This is a genomic window from Chryseobacterium hilariae (genome assembly GCF_051400735.1).
Classification (GTDB): domain Bacteria; phylum Bacteroidota; class Bacteroidia; order Flavobacteriales; family Weeksellaceae; genus Chryseobacterium.
In genome coordinates, this window is sequence record NZ_JBLFFJ010000004.1 from 280715 (window position 1) to 302176 (window position 21462).

The 21462-nt window shown below is 39.0% G+C and carries 19 protein-coding genes; 16 read left to right on the forward strand and 3 right to left on the reverse strand.

The annotated features are described in order from the left end of the window. Positions 1-153 precede the first annotated feature (153 nt). The 16 genes from mraZ (at position 154) to ACMGDK_RS13865 (ending at position 19542) form a co-directional block, all read left to right on the forward strand. Positions 154-612 carry a division/cell wall cluster transcriptional repressor MraZ gene (gene mraZ / locus ACMGDK_RS13790; protein WP_048501622.1) on the forward strand — a complete coding sequence of 153 codons (459 nt, stop codon included), beginning with the start codon at positions 154-156 and terminating at the stop codon, positions 610-612. A gap of 41 nt (positions 613-653) precedes the next feature. Continuing rightward, a complete protein-coding gene (rsmH, locus tag ACMGDK_RS13795) occupies positions 654-1547 on the forward strand; it encodes a 16S rRNA (cytosine(1402)-N(4))-methyltransferase RsmH (protein WP_436808490.1) in 894 nt (297 codons plus the stop codon). 106 nt (positions 1548-1653) lie between these two features. Further along, positions 1654-2019, forward strand: a complete 366-nt coding sequence (locus ACMGDK_RS13800) for an FtsL-like putative cell division protein (protein WP_040992842.1) — start codon at positions 1654-1656, stop codon at positions 2017-2019. Beyond that, positions 2003-3994 carry a penicillin-binding transpeptidase domain-containing protein gene (locus tag ACMGDK_RS13805; protein ID WP_436808491.1) on the forward strand — a complete coding sequence of 664 codons (1992 nt, stop codon included), beginning with the start codon at positions 2003-2005 and terminating at the stop codon, positions 3992-3994. Before ACMGDK_RS13800 ends, ACMGDK_RS13805 begins: the two co-directional genes overlap by 17 nt. Positions 3995-4056: 62 nt before the next feature. Beyond that, complete coding sequence (locus tag ACMGDK_RS13810) at positions 4057-5517, forward strand: UDP-N-acetylmuramoyl-L-alanyl-D-glutamate--2,6-diaminopimelate ligase (protein WP_436808492.1); 1461 nt, start codon at positions 4057-4059, stop codon at positions 5515-5517. A 20-nt stretch (positions 5518-5537) separates the two neighbouring features. Next, a complete protein-coding gene (gene mraY / locus ACMGDK_RS13815) occupies positions 5538-6779 on the forward strand; it encodes a phospho-N-acetylmuramoyl-pentapeptide-transferase (RefSeq protein WP_306841195.1) in 1242 nt (413 codons plus the stop codon). A gap of 83 nt (positions 6780-6862) precedes the next feature. Continuing rightward, a complete protein-coding gene (gene murD, locus ACMGDK_RS13820; RefSeq protein WP_436808493.1) occupies positions 6863-8188 on the forward strand; it encodes a UDP-N-acetylmuramoyl-L-alanine--D-glutamate ligase in 1326 nt (441 codons plus the stop codon). Positions 8189-8248: 60 nt separating this feature from the next. Continuing rightward, entirely contained in the window at positions 8249-9487 is a 1239-nt protein-coding gene (locus ACMGDK_RS13825; RefSeq protein WP_436808494.1) for an FtsW/RodA/SpoVE family cell cycle protein, read from the forward strand. 32 nt (positions 9488-9519) lie between these two features. Continuing rightward, positions 9520-10629, forward strand: coding sequence for an undecaprenyldiphospho-muramoylpentapeptide beta-N-acetylglucosaminyltransferase (murG, locus tag ACMGDK_RS13830; protein WP_436808495.1), 1110 nt, complete (start codon positions 9520-9522; stop codon positions 10627-10629). A gap of 58 nt (positions 10630-10687) precedes the next feature. Next, positions 10688-12058 (forward strand): UDP-N-acetylmuramate--L-alanine ligase, encoded by a 1371-nt coding sequence (gene murC, locus ACMGDK_RS13835; RefSeq protein ID WP_436808496.1) that lies wholly within the window; start codon positions 10688-10690, stop codon positions 12056-12058. Further along, on the forward strand, positions 12055-13017 hold the full coding sequence (locus ACMGDK_RS13840) for a cell division protein FtsQ/DivIB (RefSeq protein WP_436808497.1): 963 nt from the start codon (positions 12055-12057) through the stop codon (positions 13015-13017). The genes murC and ACMGDK_RS13840 overlap by 4 nt, the downstream gene beginning before the upstream one ends. A 93-nt stretch (positions 13018-13110) precedes the next feature. Further along, complete coding sequence (gene ftsA / locus ACMGDK_RS13845; protein ID WP_436808498.1) at positions 13111-14493, forward strand: cell division protein FtsA; 1383 nt, start codon at positions 13111-13113, stop codon at positions 14491-14493. A 119-nt stretch (positions 14494-14612) separates the two neighbouring features. After that, on the forward strand, positions 14613-16529 hold the full coding sequence (gene ftsZ, locus ACMGDK_RS13850; RefSeq protein ID WP_436808499.1) for a cell division protein FtsZ: 1917 nt from the start codon (positions 14613-14615) through the stop codon (positions 16527-16529). A gap of 90 nt (positions 16530-16619) precedes the next feature. Next, positions 16620-17066, forward strand: a complete 447-nt coding sequence (locus ACMGDK_RS13855; protein WP_436808500.1) for a GatB/YqeY domain-containing protein — start codon at positions 16620-16622, stop codon at positions 17064-17066. 442 nt (positions 17067-17508) lie between these two features. Then, positions 17509-17919 carry a BrxA/BrxB family bacilliredoxin gene (locus ACMGDK_RS13860; RefSeq protein ID WP_436808501.1) on the forward strand — a complete coding sequence of 137 codons (411 nt, stop codon included), beginning with the start codon at positions 17509-17511 and terminating at the stop codon, positions 17917-17919. A gap of 105 nt (positions 17920-18024) precedes the next feature. Beyond that, positions 18025-19542: a GH3 auxin-responsive promoter family protein gene (locus tag ACMGDK_RS13865; protein WP_436808502.1), complete on the forward strand. Its 1518-nt coding sequence runs from the start codon at positions 18025-18027 to the stop codon at positions 19540-19542. 111 nt (positions 19543-19653) lie between these two features. Here the strand turns inward: ACMGDK_RS13865 and ACMGDK_RS13870 are convergent, their stop codons facing one another. From ACMGDK_RS13870 to ACMGDK_RS13880, 3 genes are read right to left on the reverse strand one after another with little or no spacing between them, the layout of a single operon-like run. Then, entirely contained in the window at positions 19654-20031 is a 378-nt protein-coding gene (locus ACMGDK_RS13870; protein WP_436808503.1) for a hypothetical protein, read from the reverse strand. A 24-nt stretch (positions 20032-20055) separates the two neighbouring features. Further along, complete coding sequence (locus ACMGDK_RS13875) at positions 20056-20418, reverse strand: hypothetical protein (RefSeq protein WP_436808504.1); 363 nt, start codon at positions 20416-20418, stop codon at positions 20056-20058. Positions 20419-20422: 4 nt separating this feature from the next. After that, positions 20423-21397, reverse strand: coding sequence for an endonuclease/exonuclease/phosphatase family protein (locus ACMGDK_RS13880; protein WP_436808505.1), 975 nt, complete (start codon positions 21395-21397; stop codon positions 20423-20425). Between the last annotated feature and the right edge of the window lie 65 nt (positions 21398-21462).

The following is a 21462-nucleotide window of genomic DNA, read 5'->3' on the forward strand; positions in this document are numbered from 1 at the left end:
CTTTATTATGGCTTAAATAACAAGTTTTACAACAGGCAACATATCAATAACTTACCCATTTCAAATTGAATCTTTAATAAAACTTATTAACATTAAGTCAAAAAGTGGGAAAAAGTGGGAAATTTTGGAAATTATTATATAAATTTGTCCCAAATGAAAAGTTTCATTGGAACATATGAGTGTAAAATTGACGACAAAGGCCGTTTAAAAGTTCCCTCCTCCCTGATCAAACAGATGGAAAACTTCGACGATAAGGCGTTTGTAGTCAAGAGATCTGTGTTCCAACCTTGTCTCGAAGTCTACCCTATGAATGCATGGGACAAACTGATGGGCAAAATTAATAAGCTAAACAGATTCATTAAAAAGAATGCTGATTTCATTCGAATGTTTACGGCAGGGGTAAAAACAGTAGAGTTGGACAATGCGGGAAGGCTTCAGATTTCAAAAGATCTGGTTCATTTTGCAAACCTTCAGAAAGACACTGTAATTACCAGCGCAGGAGAGCTTTTTGAAATTTGGGATAAAGAAGCCTATGAAAAGGTGATTTCTACCAACGAAGCGGATTTTGCGAGCCTGGCCGAAGATGTAATGGGCTCTTTCGATGAAGAATAAACAACACTTGGTGTAAAAAGCAAGTAAAAACACAATTAAGTATGTACCACAACCCCGTTTTATTGAAGCAGAGCGTTGATGATTTGGTGACGAATCCTGACGGAATATACGTGGACTGCACTTTTGGAGGAGGAGGCCACTCAAGAGAGATTTTGAGTAGACTTTCAGAAAAAGGAAAACTTTTCAGTTTCGACCAGGATCTGGATGCTCTTAAAAATACAATTGATGACCCCAGATTTACGCTGGTAAATCAGAATTTCAGGTTTTTGGAAAACTCTATGCTGATGTATGGTGTTTCCCAGGTAGACGGAGTGCTGGCAGACCTTGGTGTTTCATCCCATCAGTTTGATGAGGCAGAAAGGGGTTTTTCTACAAGAAACAATGCTCCTCTGGATATGAGAATGAACATCATGCAGAGTCTTGATGCCAAAAGAGTGATCAATGAATATGAAGAAACAGAGCTTGCCGATATCTTTTATCACTATGGTGAACTTAGAGAAGCAAGAAAGCTGGCAAGAGATATTGTTCATCACAGAAAAACAAAAACCATTACAACGACAGAAGATCTGAAAAAGCTATTCAGCTACCTTCCTCCTCATAAGGTTAATAAATTCTATGCCCAGCTTTTCCAGGCAATAAGAATAGAAGTTAACCAGGAACTTGAAGCTCTGAAAGAAATGCTTGTTCAGGCCCTCAATGTTTTAAGACCGGAAGGAAGACTTGTTGTGATTTCTTATCATTCATTAGAAGACCGTTTGGTAAAAAGATTCCTGAAGAATGGAATGTTTGAAGGAGAGCAGCAGAGAGATATCTACGGAAACTATAAAAAGGTATTCGAATTGCTTAAAAGTAAAGCGATCATCCCGGATGATAAGGAGATTGAAGAAAACTCTCGAGCAAGAAGTGCAAAAATGAGAACCGGAATTAAAGTGTAAAAGCGAATAAGTGAATTGTCAATTGTGAAAAGTGAATAAAGATTCATAAGAAATTGACCATTGACAAGCAAAGCGGATTCACTGCAAACAAATTGACATAAACAAATTGGCAAAACGAACAACAAACCGCCCTCAGAAAAAACTCACTTTTATAGATATTATAAAAGGAAACTTTCTGAACCGTGATGAGATCAAAACTCATTACAAGTATTTTTTACTGTTGTTCGTCCTCATGATGGCGATGATTTATAGCAACCACCTCGTCAACAAGAAGATCAAGATTGTCAATGCATTAAAAGAAGAAACTGAAGAATATAAATCAAGAAACGCTTACGCCCAGAGTAAGCTGATTAAAGTAAAAATGGAATCCCAACTGGGGAAGGAAGTAGCAAAAGACTCACTGATGACTTTGGAAAACCATCCTCATAAATTGCTAATAAAACTGGACAGTACAGATGCAAAAACAAAATGAATACGATAACAAACGTAAAAAAACGTTAAGATGGGGCTATCTCTTCGCTGTAGGAGTCCTGTGCGTATTTGTGATGTTTCTTGCAAGGATCATAATCCTGCAAAACACTAATGTTCAGGAAATTAAGGACGATTACATTAATAAAAATTACCGTGAAGCCACTCTCAAGGCTGCCCGCGGAAACCTGTTTGCTTCAGACGGATCTATTCTGGCAACAACCGTAATGCGCTATGATATCTACCTTGATTTTAAAACAATGAAGGATACAATCTACAGCAACAATATCGGTGCATTAACAGATTCTTTGAGCAGAATGTTCGGAAAACCCAGAGGAGAATTCAGAAAGAAATTTGACGAACAGAAAAAGAAGAAAAACCAATACTATACTTTGGTTAAAGGCCTTGATTTTGACCAATATGACAGGATCAGGAACTTTCCGATCTTTAAAAAAGGAAAAAATAAAGGAGGTTTTATCGTCGACAGAAATTATAAAAGAGAACTGGCTACATCAGAAATTGGAGCAGGAACCATCGGTATGGATAACGGCGAAGTGAAAGCCGGTCTTGAAGGTGCTTTTTCAAAATACCTTACAGGAACTGACGGAAAAAGATTGGAGCAAAGAATCAACTCATCACAATGGAAGCCAATTGATTACTGGAAAGTAAAAGAACCTATAGATGGTGAAGATGTTTACACCACCTTAGACCTTAGAATTCAGGATATTGCACACTCTGCTTTACAGAAGCAACTGATCACCTATGAAGCTAAACACGGAACTGTGATTGTCATGGAAACACAAACCGGAAAGGTTCGTGCTCTTGTGAACCTGAGAAGAACAGAGTCCGGAGAATACGAAGACTCTTACAACTATGCTTTAAAAGATAATATTGAGCCCGGTTCTACCTTTAAGACCATTTCTCTGTTGGCAGCAATGGATGACGGATTTATTGATGAAAATACAACCGTAAATGTAGGTGGTGGAGTTTGGACCTATGCAAAACAGAGAATTTCAGACGGCCATGGCGGAGGAACCTATGATATAAGTGATGTTTTAGCAAAGTCAAGTAACGTGGGAACTGCAAAATTAATTACAAAATATTACGCAGAAAAACCCCAGATCTTCCTTGAGCACCTGAAAAGATGGAAGTTATTTGATAAAATGGATATAGAACTTCCGGGAATCACAAAACCGAAGATTCTGACTCCACAGCACAAGAGATGGAATGCCGCAACACTGGCCTCTATTTCTTACGGATATTCATCAAATATCAATCTGTTACAGCTAACAACCTTCTATAACGGGGTTGCTAACGGCGGTAAAATGCTTAAGCCCTTATTCATCGACAAGATTGTGAAAGAAGGAAAAGTAGTGTACAGTGCAAAACCCGAAGTAATGGTGAATAAAATGGCTTCGGAAAAAGCAATCAAAATGATGACCAGCGCACTGACCAAAGCCGTAGAAAAAGGAACAGGACGAAGCATCTTTACACCTAACCTGAAAATGGCAGGAAAAACAGGAACCGCACGATTTGAATACTGGCTTCCTGGCCCAATGAAGTACAGAGCTTCTTTTGCAGGCTTTTACCCCGCTGATAATCCAAAATACACATGTTATGTGATGATCAGTGAGCCCAATACATCAATAGGCTTTTACGGAGGTGCCGTTTCAGCACCGGTATTTAAAGAAATTGCAGGAAAAACATTCCTTAAAACGCCGCAGAATATTGAAAAAGAAATGCTTGTAGACAGAAAGGTAAACCTCAATAAAATGGTTGAGCCTAATGTAAAAATCGCTGTAAACAACAAGCAAATGCCAAGCGTAGTTGGATTGATAGGAAAAAATATCATCCCTCAATTGGAAAACTTAGGATATCGAGTTGATTATAAAGGAGTTGGACGAATAAAAGAACAGTTCCCGCTGGAAGGCACAATCATCAGCAAAAACCAGAGAATTTATTTGTCTCTGCAGAATTAATAACAGAAACAAGGCCAAAGGGCTATTAATAAAGGATAGGAAAAATTCCTGTCAGATATAAAATGATAATAACAGAATTATTAAAAAGAATCCCAGTTTTGGAAATACACGGCGACGACGCCCGTGAGATTACAGAATTGGTTTTCGACAGCAGAAAGATTACGGAAGGCTCGCTCTATATTGCGGTGAGAGGTACCGTTGCAGACGGACATTCATATATTGCATCATCTGTTGAAAAAGGTGCGAAGGCCGTTGTATGCGAAGAATTCCCTGAAACAATGGATGGAGGCGTAACCTACATTAAGGTAAAAGATTCATCTAAAGCTTTGGGACATCTTGCTTCTAATTTTTACGGAAACCCATCTCAGAAACTTAAGCTGATCGGAGTTACCGGAACCAACGGAAAAACGTCTGTGTCTACCCTTCTTTTTGATGTTTTCAAAAATCTGGGTTATGATTCTGCACTGCTTTCTACGGTAGAAATCAGAATCGGCGAAAAAATTATCCCGGCAACACATACCACTCCGGATGTTATTACCATCAATAAAATTTTAGCCCAGGCTGTTGAAGAAGGCTGTGAATTTGCTTTCATGGAGGTAAGTTCCCACGGAATTGCCCAAAACAGAATCGAGGGCTTACATTTTAAAGTGGCTGGTTTCACCAACCTTACCCACGACCATTTAGACTATCATAAAACGTTCGACGAATATCTTAAAACAAAGAAAAGATTTTTTGACGGGCTAGAAGATAATGCTGTTGCTATCACGAATGTGGATGACAAGAACGGCATGGTAATGCTCCAGAACACAAAGGCAAAGAAAAAGTCTTACGCCCTGAAAACCATGGCCGATTACCACGGGAAATCTTTAGAAATAGATTTCAACGGGATGCTGCTGAACTTTAACGGAAAAGAATTCTGGACCACACTGACAGGAAAATTCAATATTTATAATCTACTGCTGGTTTTCGGAATTGCTTCCGAACTGGGTTTTGAGCAGGATGAAATTTTGCAGGCAATCAGTAAGCTGAAAAGAGTTTCCGGAAGATTTGAAACATTTAAATCAGACGGAGGAATTTTCTTCATCGTCGATTATGCACATACTCCGGATGCTTTAGAAAACATTCTGGACAGCATCAATGATATAAGAACGAAAAACGAAAGGCTGATCACCGTTTTCGGATGCGGAGGCGACAGAGATCACTCCAAAAGACCTGAAATGGGAAATATTGCCACCAGAAAATCAACGCTGGCAATCATCACTTCAGACAATCCGAGAACAGAAGATCCGGCCCAGATCATCAAAGAAATTGAAGCAGGTGTTGAATCTCAAAATTTCAGCAAATACACTTCAATTCCGGACAGAAAAGAAGCCATCAAAATGGCGATCAGGTTTGCAGAACCGAAAGATATTGTTTTAGTAGCCGGAAAAGGCCACGAAAACTACCAGGACATTAATGGCGTAAAACACCATTTTGACGACAAAGAAACGATCAACGAACTTTGGAGGTTAATGAGCAAATAAAACTAGATTAAAAAAAGAACATGCTATACTATCTATACGAATATCTAACCAGTCAGGGAATCCACATACCGGGATTGGGAATGCTGAAATACATTTCTTTCCGTGCAGGTATCGCTGTGCTGTTTTCTCTCATCATTGCCTTGGTCTACGGTAAGAGAATCATCAACTATCTAAGATCAAAACAGATGGGCGAATTGGTACGTGACCTTGGGCTAGATGGACAAAAGCAGAAAGAAGGAACCCCTACCATGGGAGGACTTATTATTATTATCGCAACGATAATTCCGGTGCTACTCTTTACCAGAATTACCAATGTCTATATCGTTCTGCTGCTTGTTTCCATGTTATGGATGGGTGCTATAGGTTTCGTAGATGATTATTTAAAGAAAATCAAGAAAAATAAAGACGGGCTGAGCGGAAAATTTAAAATTGTAGGTCAGGTCGGATTAGGGCTAATTGTCGGAATTACAATGTATTTCCATCCGGATATCACTGTTAAAAGAAAATATGCAGACGCAAAAGTGGTGAACAGAAACAATGTAGAACAGAACTTTATGCCTACAGAAAAGATCACCGTTTCTACTGTTCCGTTTGCCAAAAACAACGAGTTCGATTATAGCGGTATTCTTTTTTGGATGAATGATAAAGATGCCCATGAGTGGGCATGGATTGTCTTTATCCCTATCGTTATTTTCATCGTGACTGCCGTATCAAACGGAGCCAATATTACAGACGGAATAGACGGACTGGCAGCAGGAACCAGTGCCATCATACTGCTTACCCTCGCCTTGTTCGCCTACCTTTCCGGGAACATTATTTTTGCAGACTACCTCAATATTATGTTCCTGCCGAATATGGGTGAAACCACCATTTTTGCCGTAGCCATGGTAGGAGCCGTGATCGGTTTCTTCTGGTACAATACCTATCCTGCCCAGGTTTTTATGGGCGATACAGGAAGCCTGATGCTTGGAGGGGTAATTGCCGTTTTAGCGATTATTTTAAGAAAAGAACTTCTGATTCCGGTTTTATGCGGGATCTTCCTGATAGAAAACGTGTCTGTCATGCTCCAGGTTATTGTTTTCAAATACAGAAAAAGAAAATACGGGCTGGAATATGCTCAGAATAACAGATTTTTTAGAATGTCACCATTGCACCACCATTATCAGAAAGGAGGCTTCCATGAAAGCAAGATCGTGAACAGAATGATCATCATCGGTGTAGTGCTGGCTATTGTATGCCTGATCACATTAAAAATGAGATAACCAATCATTTAAAATATTGAAAAATTTAAGCATTTAAAAATTTTTGAATCTTATAATCTTTCAATCATTAAATCAAAGTAGATATGAAAATAGTTGTTTTAGGAGGTGGAGAGAGCGGATGCGGAGCTGCTTATTTAGCGAAAAAACAAGGTCTGGAGGTTTTTCTTTCAGACAAAGGAGCTATTAAGGATAACTATAAGCAGTTTTTAGCCGAAAATGAAATTGAATTTGAAGAAGGAAACCACAACGAAGAAAGGATTTTAGATGCCGACTGGATTGTAAAAAGCCCGGGAATTCCCAAAAAGGCGGAGATCGTTCACAAAATTCATGAAAAAGGAATAAGACTTTCCTCTGAAATTGAATTTGCTTCGGAATTCACCGATGCCAAGATCATTGCCATTACAGGAAGCAACGGAAAAACAACAACAACTTCCCTGATCTACTACATCCTGAAAAATGACGGATTAAAAGTAGGATTAGGAGGAAACATAGGATACAGTTTTGCAAAGCAGGTTGCCGATGAAAATCATGAATATTATGTTCTGGAAGTAAGCTCTTTCCAATTGGATGATATTCAAAACTTCAGACCTTATATTTCCCTGCTGCTGAACCTTTCCCAGGATCACCTGGATCAGTACAATTATAATTATGAAGAATATGCTTTAGCTAAATTCAGAATTGCTGAAAACCAGGAAAATGATAATTTCTTTATCTACAACAAAGATGACGAGATGAGCAAAAATATCCTGGAAAAGCTGGAAATAAAAGCGAAAATGATTCCTTTTTCCACAAAAGAAAAGCTGGCCGAAGGTGGTTTTATCAATGATGATGAAATCGTGGTAAAAATGAAGGATGAGTTTTCTATGAAGATCGATAAACTGTCTCTTCTTGGAAATCATAATGTTGCCAACAGCTTAGCCGCTTCTATTGCCGGTAAAATATTGGAAATCAATAATGAAAGCATCAGAAACTCATTGATGACTTTCCAGGCGGTAGAGCACAGGCTTGAATTTGTAACAGAAAGCAATGGTGTAAAATACATCAACGACAGTAAGGCAACGAACGTAAATGCCACTTATTATGCCTTAGAAAGCATGAAAACCCCGACGGTCTGGATCGTGGGAGGACTTGATAAAGGAAACGACTACTCAGAAATTGAGGATCTCGTTAAAAGAAAAGTTAAAGCAATCGTTTGCTTGGGAATAGATAATACGAAGATCATAGACTTCTTTAAAGACAAAAAAGAATTCATTTATGATACTTCAAGCATGGAAGAAGCCGTGAAAATATCAAAATCGCTGGCAAAAAACGGAGATACCGTTTTACTTTCGCCATGCTGCGCAAGTTTTGACCTGTTCAAAAGTTATGAAGACAGGGGAAAACAGTTTAAAGAGCAGGTATTAAAGTAAATGTAAAAAGTAAATGTCGGATGTAACTACAATATACATTTTACATCAATACAAAAAAATATGGACGAACAGAACACAGAAAGCAGAATTGAATTGCTAAAGGGCGATAAAGTACTTTGGATGGTCATCCTTGTGATCTCCATTTTCTCTATTTTCCCGGTATACTCTGCAAGTTCAAATCTGGAATATATTGTTAATAACGGCACCACTACAGGTCACGTTATCAAGCATATGTTCTTTGTAGTTCTGGGTCTGGTGATCATGAGAGTCGTTGGAATGATAAAATATGAGTACATCGGAAAGCTCAGCAGTATCCTGCTCGGTTTAATGATTGTTCTGCTCGTAGTCACCATGTTTACAGGACAAACCATTGATGGGGCCAGTGCTTCAAGATGGCTGAAAATCCCAGGAACCCCTATCTCATTCCAGCCGTCGTCATTTGCCTTTTTAATGCTCGTCATTTATCTCTGCAGGTATCTGACTAAGAAAATAACACGGGAAAGACTTCCGATTGAGAACATTATGTATATCTTCGGGCCCATCCTGCTGGTATTTGTGTTGGTAGCGAAAGACAACGGTTCTACAGCATTGATGATCCTGATGGTTTCTGTAATTGTTCTGGTCATAGGACAGCTTCACTGGAAATACATTGCAGGTTTTATATCTTCATCGGTTGTGGCCATTGTTCTCTTCCTGATTATTGCACTAAACACCAACCTCATCGGTGGAAACCGTGTGCATACGTGGATGAGCCGTATTGAAACATTTACCTCCAGCAAAGCAAAAACTGCGGATGTAGATGATGAAAGCGTAAAAGCTAAAAACTATCAGGTAATGCAGGCCAAAGCAGCTATTGTGCATGGTGGAATTACCGGAATGGGACCTGGAAAAAGCGCATTAAAGCAAATGCTTCCGCAATCCGCCTCCGACTTTATTTTTGCTGTGATTGTAGAAGAATACGGACTGATTGGCGCCGCTTTCCTGATATGTCTCTATCTTATTATGATGATCAGGATTGTGATGATTGCCAGTAAAATGCCCGCTTTTTTCGGCTCGCTGCTCGTGCTTAGTCTCGGGGTAATGATCTTCATACAGCTTTCTGTCAATATTGCAGTAGCCGTTAACCTGATCCCGGTAACAGGGCAGCCATTGCCACTGATAAGTTATGGAGGAACCTCCATGCTGGTCACCTACCTCCAGCTTGGAATTATTTTAAATATAAGCTCAAGAATCCAGATATACGATGAAGAAGGAATGGGCAAAAAACAGAGTGTGGCAGAAATTAATGATATCGCTTAATGCAAACAACCGGTATCAATAAGAAAATAAAAATGAACAAAAAACTAAAAGTAGTATTATCCGGCGGCGGAACAGGAGGACACATCTTCCCGGCTATTGCCATTGCAGATGAGATCAAAAAAAGATTTCCTGATACAGAATTTTTGTTCATAGGAGCCAACGGAAAAATGGAGATGGAAAAAGTTCCGCAGGCAGGCTATAAAATTGAAGGAATTGATATCGCCGGAATCGACAGAGGGAATATATTATCAAATTTAGGACTGCCTTTCAAAATTTTGAAAAGCTTATCTAAATCAAAAAGGATAATTAAAAATTTCGCTCCGGATTTTGCGATAGGAACAGGTGGTTTTGCAAGCGGACCGGCTTTATATGAAGCCAGTAAACTGGGAATTCCAATCTTCATTCAGGAGCAGAATGCCCATGCCGGTGTAACGAATAAAATATTAAGCAAGAAAGCCAAAGCGGTTTTCACAGCTTATCCAAAAGTAGAAGGCTTCCCTGCCGAAAAAATAAAATTCCTGGGCAATCCTATTCGCGAGAATATCATTACAGGAATGCAGGAAACCGCTCAGGCAAAAGAAAAAATGGGACTGAATAAAGATAAGCTTACTATCCTTTCAGTAGGTGGCTCTTTAGGATCCAGAACACTCAACAATGCATGGAGAGCCCATTTAAATGAAGTGATCAAAAAAGATTATCAGCTGATCTGGCAGACAGGGAAGCTTGATTATAAAGATATTATTGAAGAAACAAAAGATACCGACAGCAGAAACATCCAGATCCTGGAATTCATTAAAGATATGGAGCTGGCCTATTCTGCAGCAGATATTATTGTTTCAAGAGCTGGCGCCATTGCCATTTCAGAGTTGGCAGTAGCAAAGAAACCTGTTCTTCTCGTGCCATTCCCTTTTGCTGCGGAAGACCACCAGACCAAAAATGCCATGAACCTGGTGGAAAAAAATGCAGCAAGAATGGTAAAAGACTCTGAAATGCAGGACAAATTCTGGAGTACGTTAGAGGAAATATGCAGCAGTGAGAATTTAAGAAGTGAAATGTCTCAAAATCTGAACTATTTTGCTAAACCAAATGCAGCAAAGGAAATTGTGGATGAGATATTTAAAACGGTAAAGAGTACAATGTAAATGTATTAGCGATAAATATACATGAATGCATTGTACAAAATACATTAATAGACAAAGAATGAACATATTAGAAACATATCAAAATTATTACTTCGTAGGAATCGGAGGTATCGGAATGAGTGCTTTGGCACGTTATTTCAATGCTTCGGGTAAAAAAGTGCTGGGCTATGACAAGACCAATACCAAGCTTACCACACAGCTGATGAACGAAGGAATTGATATTGTTTTTGAAGATCTTATTGACGAAAGAATAATAGCGCTTCAACCAGCAAACACCCTTATAATCTACACTCCCGCCATTAAAACATTGGGAATATTAGATTATTTTAACCAAAATCAGTTTGAAGTTTTAAAGCGTGCCAAAGTTCTGGGCCTGATCACAGAAAATACAGAATGTATTGCCATAGCCGGAACCCACGGGAAAACAACTACTTCTACATTGGTTTCACATTTGTGCAAAGAAGCCGATCTTCCGTTTTCATGCTTTTTAGGTGGTATTTCCGAGAATTTCAGATCCAATTTCCTATATAATGGCACACAATATTCGGTAGTAGAAGCAGATGAATATGACAGAAGCTTCCTTACCCTTTCTCCGGACTGGGCAGTAGTAACTTCTACCGATGCAGACCATCTGGATATTTACGGTGATAAAAATATGATTGAAGAAGGTTTCAAGCAGTTTGCAGCCCTTGTTCCGAATGACAGACAGTTATTTGTAAGAAAAGGACTGGATATTGGCAGAGATCATAAAACCTATGCTGTCAATGAAGAGGCAGATTATTATTCAGACAATCTGCGGATGGAACATGACAAAATTTATTTTGATTTCCATACTCCTTCTGAAACCGTAAAAGATTTCGTGTGGGAAATCCCGGGGATCCATAATGTGGAAAATGCTACAGCAGCATTGGCAATTCTTCACAATTTAGGCGTGGATTTTGAAACCCTGAAAAAGGCTATTGCCAATTTTAAAGGAATTAAAAGAAGATATACCAAGCATATTTATCCTAACGGTAAAATTTATATCGATGATTATGCCCACCACCCAACAGAAATCAATGCGGTAATGGGTTCAATCAGAACCTTTTACCCGGATAAAAAGCTGTTAGTGGTCTTTCAGCCGCATCTTTTCAGCAGAACAAGAGATTTTGCGGACGGATTTGCAGAAAGTTTAAGCAAAGCGGATGAACTGATTCTTCTTGATATCTACCCTGCAAGAGAGCTTCAGGAAAATTTCGAAGGAATAACCTCTGGCTGGTTATTGGAAAAAGTGAATTTAGATAAAAAAGAAAAATCCGACTTGTCCGGTGCTTTCGAAAAAATAAAAGAAAAAGATTTTGACATCCTTCTCACCGTAGGTGCAGGAAATATTGATACCCTGTATGATCCTATTTGTGAATGGATAAATTCTTCTGTACAAAGTATATGAAAAATAAATACAGAATATTAAAAATTGCTGTCACAGTGATCATTCTTGGATTACTGCTGAGTTTCTCGTTGAAGAGATTCAGCGGCCAGAAGATCACGGACAATAAGATTTCTGTAAAAATGAATGAAAAAACACCCGTATACTTCATTGATGAAAAAGATATCCGGGAAATTGTAAAAAAAGAAAATCCCTCCGGGAAAGTAGGAGAACTGAATATTCCTGTTCTGGAAAAGAAGATCAATTCACTTCCGGCCGTAGACAGTGCCAATGTCTATTTAAACCTGAACGGGAAACTGTATCTCGATATTAAACAGAGGGTTCCCGTTTTCAGATTAAACAAAGACGGAAGAGACTTTTATGTAGATGAAAAAGGAACCGAATTCCCTATTTCCAAAACCTACTCGCATCCATGCATGCTGGTAACCGGAAATGTGAAGCCGGACGAGTATCAGAAACTGGCCCAGCTGGTTGAAAAAATTGATAAAGATGATTTCAGCAAAAAATTCTTTATCGGAATTTCAAAAGACAAAGACGATTATAACCTTCTGACCAGCGACGGAAATTATAAAGTGGAAATAGGAGATCTTGACAATATTGAATTTAAAGTAAAAGGTTTAAAAACTTTCGTGGAAAAATATCTTGTCTTCCAGGATCCCCAAAAATACAGCATGGTTTCTGTAAAATACCAAAACCAGATTGTAACCACTTTAAACCCTTATTTCAAAGAAAACGACAGTATTCTTAAAGCAGGGAATAAAGAGCTGGCAAAAGCACCTGTTCTAGCAGCCGTAAAAAAACCGGATATACTGCCAAGAACTGCAGCAAAAAAGATAAAAACAGCTGCAGCCAAGCCGAAGGAAAGCATAAAACCAAAAACTGCAACTAAGCCCAGGGAAACAAAAAAAACAGTGAAAAAGCCAACGGCCACAAAGCCTAAGGCAAAGGTTAAAATAGAATAAAATGAGTCCGAATGGACAGTTCAGCATACAATTGGAGAAAATCCAATTCAGAAAAAATAAGGAAAAAGTAGAAAAAAATCAAATCGACATAAAATGGAAAATCAAGAGTATTCAGTAGGTCTGGACATCGGGACAACGAAGATTGTCGCGATTGTCGGAAGGAGGAATGCACACGGGAAGATAGAAGTTCTCGGGGTTGGAAAGGCCAAAAGTCTTGGAGTTCATAAAGGAATTGTGAATAATATCTCACAAACCATTAATTCAATCAAGGCCGCCGTTTCTGAAGCACAGTCCAGCGCAGGAGTTCCTATCCGTAAAGTGACAGTAGGTATTGCAGGAAAACACATCCGTTCTCTGCAGCATTCCGACTATATCATGCGTGAGCATCCGGATAAATTTATTACAGACGACGACATTGAAGCACTGAAAGATCAGGTAAAAAAGCTTGTGATGCTTCCCGGAGAAGAAATTATCCATGTTCTTCCACAGGAATACAAAGTGGATTCTGAAGGTGAAATTCAGGAGCCGGTAGGAATGCACGGAAAACGTTTAGAAGCTAACTTCCACGTGGTAGTAGGACAGATGGGCAGCATCAGAAACATCGCAAGATGTGTAAGAGAGGCCGGCTTGGAAATGGAAGCCCTTACCTTGGAGCCTTTGGCATCTTCCGAAGCTGTATTAACTAAAGAAGAAAAAGAAGCCGGCGTTGCTATTGTAGACATCGGTGGCGGTACCACAGATATTGCAATCTTCAAGGACAATATCATCCGTCATACCTGCGTAATTCCTTACGGAGGCGGAATAATTACGGAAGATATCAAAGAAGGCTGCTCTATTATAGAAAAACATGCAGAACAGCTGAAAGTAAAATTCGGTTCTGCTGTTCCGGAATTAGAAAAAGACAGTACATTTGTTACTATTCCCGGGCTTCATGGAAGACCGGATAAGGAAATTTCTCTTAAAACCCTGGCACAGATCATCAACGCCAGAGTAGAAGAAATCCTTGAAATGGTAAATACAGAATTAAAAGCGTACGGAGCATTTGAGCAAAAGAAAAAGCTGATCGCAGGGATTGTCCTTACGGGAGGTGGATCCAACTTAAAGCATCTTCGTCAGCTTGCCAACTATACAACAGGTTTTGACAGCAGAATCGGTTTTGCCAACGAATATATTGCGAACGATAAAAATCAGTACCTGAAAGGCCCGGAATTTGCTACATCAATCGGCTTGCTGATGGAAAGTTTAAAGATTCGGGACAAAAAACAGGGTGCTGAAGCAGAGGATCTCGTGGAAGAAGAAATGGCTAAAGCAGAAACTGCTGCAGTACAGACAGAAACAGCCCAGCAGGCCCAGCCGACAGCTATAGTTCAGGAACAACCCACTGTTAACGAGCAGCAGGAAAACAGAAGAGCGAAACTGACCTTCGGACAGTCGCTTATGGAAAAAGTTAAAAAATTCTTTGAAGAAGTAGAATAAAATATAAATGATAGAAGATTATTGATAATTGATAAATAAAATGCACACAGTTTATTGCCGGCGCCATTTATCACTCATCAATTATCATTCATCAATCATCAATTATAAAAAGCATAGTTATGGAAAATATAGGTACACAAGGATTTTCATTTGATTTGCCAAAAGGAAATTCATCCATCATAAAAGTAATCGGTGTAGGCGGCGGCGGAAACAATGCCCTGAAACACATGTACGAAAAAGGTATTTACGGAGTAGATTTCGTGGTCTGTAATACCGATGCCCAGACTTTAGACAATAACCCTGTTGCCAATAAAGTACAGCTGGGGACTACCATCACAGAAGGTCTTGGGGCCGGAGCCGATCCTGAAGTTGGGGAAAAATCCGCTATTGAAAGCATCGAAGAGATCAAAGCATCCATGGGTCAGAATACCAAAATGGTGTTCATTACAGCCGGAATGGGTGGTGGTACCGGGACAGGAGCAGCTCCGGTTATTGCCAAAGTAGCCAAAGACATGGGAATTCTAACGGTAGGTATTGTTACCGTTCCTTTCAGCTTTGAGGGTAAAAGAAGACTTGAACAGGCTGAAATAGGTCTTGAAAAACTAAGAAATAATGTTGACTCACTGATTGTGATCAATAATGATAAACTGAGACAGCAATTCGGAAACCTGGGATTCAAGCAGGGATTCTCAAAAGCCGATGAAGTTTTAACCAATGCCGCGAAAGGAATGGCAGAAGTTATTACCGGTTACTTCGATGTAAATATTGACTTTAGAGATGCTAAATCTGTGCTTCAGAACTCTGGTACAGCTCTGATGTCTACCGGAATTGCTTCAGGAGAAAACAAAGCAGAAGAAGCTGTTAAAAAAGCACTGGACTCTCCGTTGTTGAATGACAACAAGATCACAGGAGCTAAAAATGTTCTTCTTTTGATCAGAAGTGGTGCTGAAGAAGTAACCATGGATGAGATCGGTGTAATTATGGATCACATCCAGAAAGAGGCAGGAAATACCGCTGATATTATCTTCGGGGTGGGTGCTGATGAGGAATTAGGAGATTCTGTAAGCGTTCTTGTTATCGCTACAGGTTTTTCAAATGACAGCAAGAGATTCGCCGGACCTACAGAAAAAATCAGAATTAGCCTTAACGACAGTTTAGAGGCCCCGAAAGCCTCTCCTTTTAAAACAAGGGAAGAAAGAGATGCCACTTCTGAAACAACACGTGATTTCGGAGGAAAACACACATTCAGGCTGGATGATGAAGACAGTGATGCTCCACAATTCGGTATGACTTCTTCTGAAAAAAAAATGATTATTAAAGAAGAAGAAATTAAAACTGATATAAAATTCTTTGATAAAGAGGAAGGTACACAGAATAGCTGGAGAAATGAACAAGAAGCAGAAGAAGAATCCTACAGCCTGTTCTCTCATGATGACGAAGAAGGAGAAGATCCTAATGATCTGGAAATTGAGTCTTTTAAATTTGATTTTGATGCCAGAAAAGATGAAGCTCCGTCTACACCGGCAACCCGTGCTTTCTCAGATGAAAAGCCCGTTGAATTCAGTTTCTTTGTCAACAACCAGCCTTCATCTAATAATGAGCCTAAAACAGATTTCGGACAGCCAAAAGCAGAGTTTACAGCTCCCGCCAGTGCAGTAACTGAAATTCCGGTTCAGGCAGTTGAAGCCATCTTCCAGACAAGACAGGAAGAACCAAAAGCTGAAACAAAACCAGCTTTTGAGGAAAAAACAGAAATTGAAACTCCAAAACCTGCCGAGTCAGAATTCACGTTTGTAAATAAAGCTGTTGATCAGGAAAGAATTTCGGAGAGAAGAAATAAATTAAAAGAATTCAATTCACGCTATCAAAGCTTTGACAGCACAAGCGAATTCGAATCTGTACCGGCATTCAAGAGAAAAAATATTGCCATTGACGGAACCAACGCATCAGACCAGAATATCAACACTTACCTATCTGACAACAATGGATCCATGCAGGTGAGAGAAAACAGATTTTTGAATAAAGATGTTGACTAAATAATATAACAATGTATCAATTTAACAGTGTAGCAATGACTTGTTCAAATTGGTACATTGATGCACTTTTACATTGATAAATTATATACCATGAGTTTAGAAAATACTATAAGTGAAGCTATTAAAACAGCTATGAGAGAAAAAGACAGAGTTGCTCTGGACTCTCTGAGAGCTGTAAAAGCTCAGATTTTACTTCTACAGACGGAAGCGAGAGGTGCTGAAGTTTCTGCAGAACAGGAAATTGCTATCCTGCAGAGAATGATCAAGCAGCGTAAAGACTCCTTTGAACAGTTTGCGGCACAGGGAAGAAATGACCTTGCTGAAGTGGAAGAAGCCCAGATGAAGGTGATTGAGAAATATCTGCCCAAACAGCTTAGTCCGGAAGAACTGGAAACAGAAATTAAGAATATTATTGCCCAAACCGGAGCTGAATCTGCCAAAGACTTAGGTAAGGTGATGGGAGCTGCTTCAAAGGCACTGGCAGGAAAGTCTGACGGAAAAAGTATTTCCGAAATGGCTAAGAAGCTGCTTTCGTAAACAAATACGTGTCACGAGATTCGGGGCAACATGAGGCACAAGCCTTAAAAACCAGGATATCCAACCTTTGCATATCGATTTGATTAAAGAATCCCGGAACGCTGGCGTTCCGGGATTCATTTTGGATATTCATAATATTTAATTCAGTCTAGCATCGCTCAAAACCGAATAAGTCTTACTTAACTGCTGTAAATCAGGTCGTGTTAAATAATTTGAGTGCTCGAGGGAAAGCAGTAAATGTTTTTTTCATGGTCAGTTGTTTTCAGAATCATTTCAAATTTAATAAATAAATCTCATTATTCATAATTTTATTTCATGTTTATTCAAATATTGTTGAAATATTAATATTTGAATAATTTCTTATGACTAAATCTTTGATAGTTTTTATATATTGAACAAACGCAAAGAATTGTTTAACTTTGTACCGATAAAAACAAAATATATGTATCCAACAGATTTAGTAATGCCTATGAAGGCAGAACTTACAGATAAAGGTTTCGAAGATTTAACATCTCCAGCACAGGTAGAAGCAGCTTTAAAACAGCCGGGCACTACTCTATTGGTTATTAATTCAGTTTGCGGGTGTGCGGCTGGTGCAGCAAGACCGGGAGTTGTATATTCTTTGACAGGAGATAAAAAGCCTGATCATTTAACAACTGTTTTTGCAGGATTTGATACAGAAGCTGTAGCAGAAGCAAGAAAACACCTGGCTCCATTCCCTCCAAGCTCACCATGCGTAGCCCTTTTCAAGGATGGCGAATTGGTTCACATGCTGGAAAGACATCACATTGAAGGAAATCCTGCAGGTGCTATTGCAGCCAATCTTCAGGCAGCTTTTGATGAGTATTGCTAAGAAAATAATAAATCTAAATACCGACCGTTACATAATTTGTAGCGGTTTTTTTATTTAACATCATAAAAATTTTCTAAAAATCCAAATATTATTATATTTGTTGAAATGGCAACAAAGGCACTTTTTAACACTGTCGTCAACTGGTTTATCCGTCAAAGGATAGATCAGATTCAGAATTTCATGGATCATCCTATTGAAACCCAGAAAGGTATACTCTTTTCGCAATTGTTTCATGCAGAAGACACTGAATACGGCAAAACATACGGCTTTAATTCGATTTCGAGTTATCAGGACTTTAAAAACAAGGTTCCGATCGTTGCTTATGAAGATTTTGAACCTTATATTGAGAAAGCCAGACAGGGACACAAGGATGTAAGCTGGCCGGGTTACATCAAACATTTTGCAAAATCATCGGGAACTACCAATGCAAAAAGCAAGTTTATCCCCATTTCTGCAGAAAGCCTTGAATACTGCCACATGAAAGCGGGAAAAGATATGGTTTCCATCTATGCCAATAACCATCCTGAGAACCAACTATTTACCAATAAGAATCTTCGTTTGGGCGGAAGTTCCGAACTTCATGCAGATTTCAACACCAAATTCGGAGATCTTTCTGCTATTTTAATTGACAATCTTCCTTTTTGGGTAGAAATCACTACAACACCGAGCAAAAAAGTTTCCCTGATGGCTGAATGGGAAAGTAAGCTTAAAGCCATTACCTCGGAAGTAAAAAACGAAGACGTGGGAAGCATCCTTGGAGTACCCAGCTGGATGATGGTCCTTCTTCAAAGAGTTTTAAAAGAGACAGGAACCGGAAACATTTCTGAGCTCTGGCCTAATTTAGAGGTCTTTTTCCATGGCGGGATCAGTTTTAAACCTTACAGGGACCAATACAGGCAGATCATCGGGAAAAAGATCAATTACTACGAAATTTACAATGCTTCCGAAGGGTTCTTCGGGATACAGGACAGATCCGACAGCGATGAAATGCTGCTGATGTTGGATTATGGTATTTTTTATGAGTTTATTCCGATGGACCAGTTTCATTTTTCCAATCCGAAAGTCGTAAGCCTGGAAGATGTTGAAGTGGGAAAAAACTATGCAATGGTGATCACGACAAACGGGGGACTGTGGAGATACCTGATCGGAGATACTGTTGTATTTACCTCAACCAATCCTTTCAGAATAAAAATTACGGGAAGAACCAAGCATTATATCAACGCTTTTGGAGAAGAACTTATGATTACCAACGTGGAGTCTGCTCTTACCAAAGCCTGTGAAGCTACCGGAGCAAGCATCACCGATTTTACCGGAGCCCCTGTTTTCATGAAAGAAAATGAAAGTGGCGCCCATGAATGGATCTTCGAATTCAGCCGGCATCCGGATGACCTGGAGCGTTTTACCGATGCTTTTGATCATCATCTGAAAACGGTCAATTCGGATTATGAAGCCAAAAGATACAATAACCTGACCCTGAAAAGACCAATTGTCCACATTGCAAAGCCGGATCTTTTCTACCGCTGGCTGGAATCTAAAGGAAAACTCGGCGGCCAGAATAAAGTCCCGAGATTGAGCAATGACAGGGAATATATAGATCCCCTACTGGAACTTAATGATAAATAAATTTTCCGGAAGATGAGATTACACGCCTCTCTCCATCAAAAGAAAATATAATTCATAAAAAACGCAGCCAAAAATTTGGCTGCGTTTTCTGTATTTAGTATTAATATTTTACTATTTCTTTAAATCCTCCTTAAGCTTTTTTGCCCCTTCTTCTACTTTAGCTGCTCCATCTGCTGCTGCATCTTTTACGTCCTGCCCAACTTCCTTAGCACCGGCTTTGATATCTTTTCCGGCCTTATTAAGGTCTTCCTTAGCTTTTTGAGCGGCATCGTCTATTTTATTCCCGGCAGCATCAACTTTAGTTTTTACATTTTCTTTAGCCTTATCTATTTTAGTAGTATCTATAACAGAAGGTGTTTCTGAAACTGTAGTGGTAGTAGTGGTTACCGATCCGTCTGCATTTTCAACCTGTTCTGTTTTAGTCGTTGACTTTGTGCATGATACAGCAAGTACTGCCACTGCAGCTGCTGCTAAAATTTGTTTTTTCATATTGTATATTTTTTTAAATGTATTTTATTCTGTTTTCACTCTGTTGGCTGGCGGGCTGTCAGCTGTTTTCTGTTTCTTATCTGCTTCAGTCTTTTTCTTATCCTCTTCCAGCTTCTTTTTGTTTTCTTTCTCAAGTTCTTCTTTCAGCTTCTGCTCTTCTTTCTGAAGTTTTTCGGCCTGTTCTACAGAGTCCTGGTATTTCTGTGAAGACATCCTGATCTGGCGAACAATATCTATTGATGTTGCTCCTGCTGAGAATGAATCCACCGCTGCCGTATCATAATGAATTTTAATATCCTGATCAGCTGCGAAACCCGGAGTCTCTTTCTTTGAACAGGCCATTAATAACAATGATACAATAAAAACTGCAGACAGTAAATTTTTCATGGAACTAATTTAGCAGAAATTCTGCAATTACGGGATAGTGATCCGATAATTTTACAGCATGATCTACTTTATAGCTTAAAGGAATGATAGATTTTGAAGTAAATATATAGTCGATCCGAAGTGGAACTTTATAGTCATGAAAGCTGGTAGAAGCACCATTTCCTACAGTAACAAACGCATCCTGAAGATCTTTCCCCAGATTATAGTATTCATATGAATTAGGAACCGAATTAAAATCACCCGCCAGGATTACAGGATAAGGTGAAAAATCAATTACCTTTCTGATTTTTCTGATCTGATCTTCATGGGCCTTGAAGGTTGGTGTCATATGAGAGATAAAATTGGTGATTTTCCCTCCTATCTTTGCAAAACCATCAAATTTAAACATTGATTTTTGAAGCCTGAAAGGTTCCAGATAAACGGTAACCACCCTTATGATCTTTCCGTTAATATCTACATCGGCATAGAAAGAGTTTCCTCTTGCTTTATCTTCAATCAGCTGCTCCTGTCTTAAGATTTTATGTTTTGTTTTCAGAATAACCGATGGATATTTTATCATATCACGCTGTATCGCTCTGTTGGTATCCTTTTCCTGAACAAGAATGATATCCGCATCCTGATCTGTAATGTACTTTGTTACTTTATCCCAGCCGAAATCTCCGTATTTTACATTAAATGTAAGTACTTTAATATCTCTGATTGACTTTAAACTTTCTGTTTTTGGAGAGAAATTCACCCATCTTCTTACGGGATTATAAAAAAGAAGACTACCCAGCGCAAAAGCAATGGCTATTTTCTTTCTTTTGAAAATCCAGACAAGTGTCAGCAGAACATATATTATGATCAGATACGGGAAGCCCAGGGAAAGCAGATTAAGACTGCCTAAGAAATTAGGCGGAATCCATGCATTACTTAATGTGCACAGTAGCAGCACGGCAACAGCGATATGTATAAACAACAGTAATTGGCTCAGCTTCATGAAGTAACGGTCTAGATACTTTTTTTCATCAAAAACCTTACCAAGGATATTACTTTAACTAATTT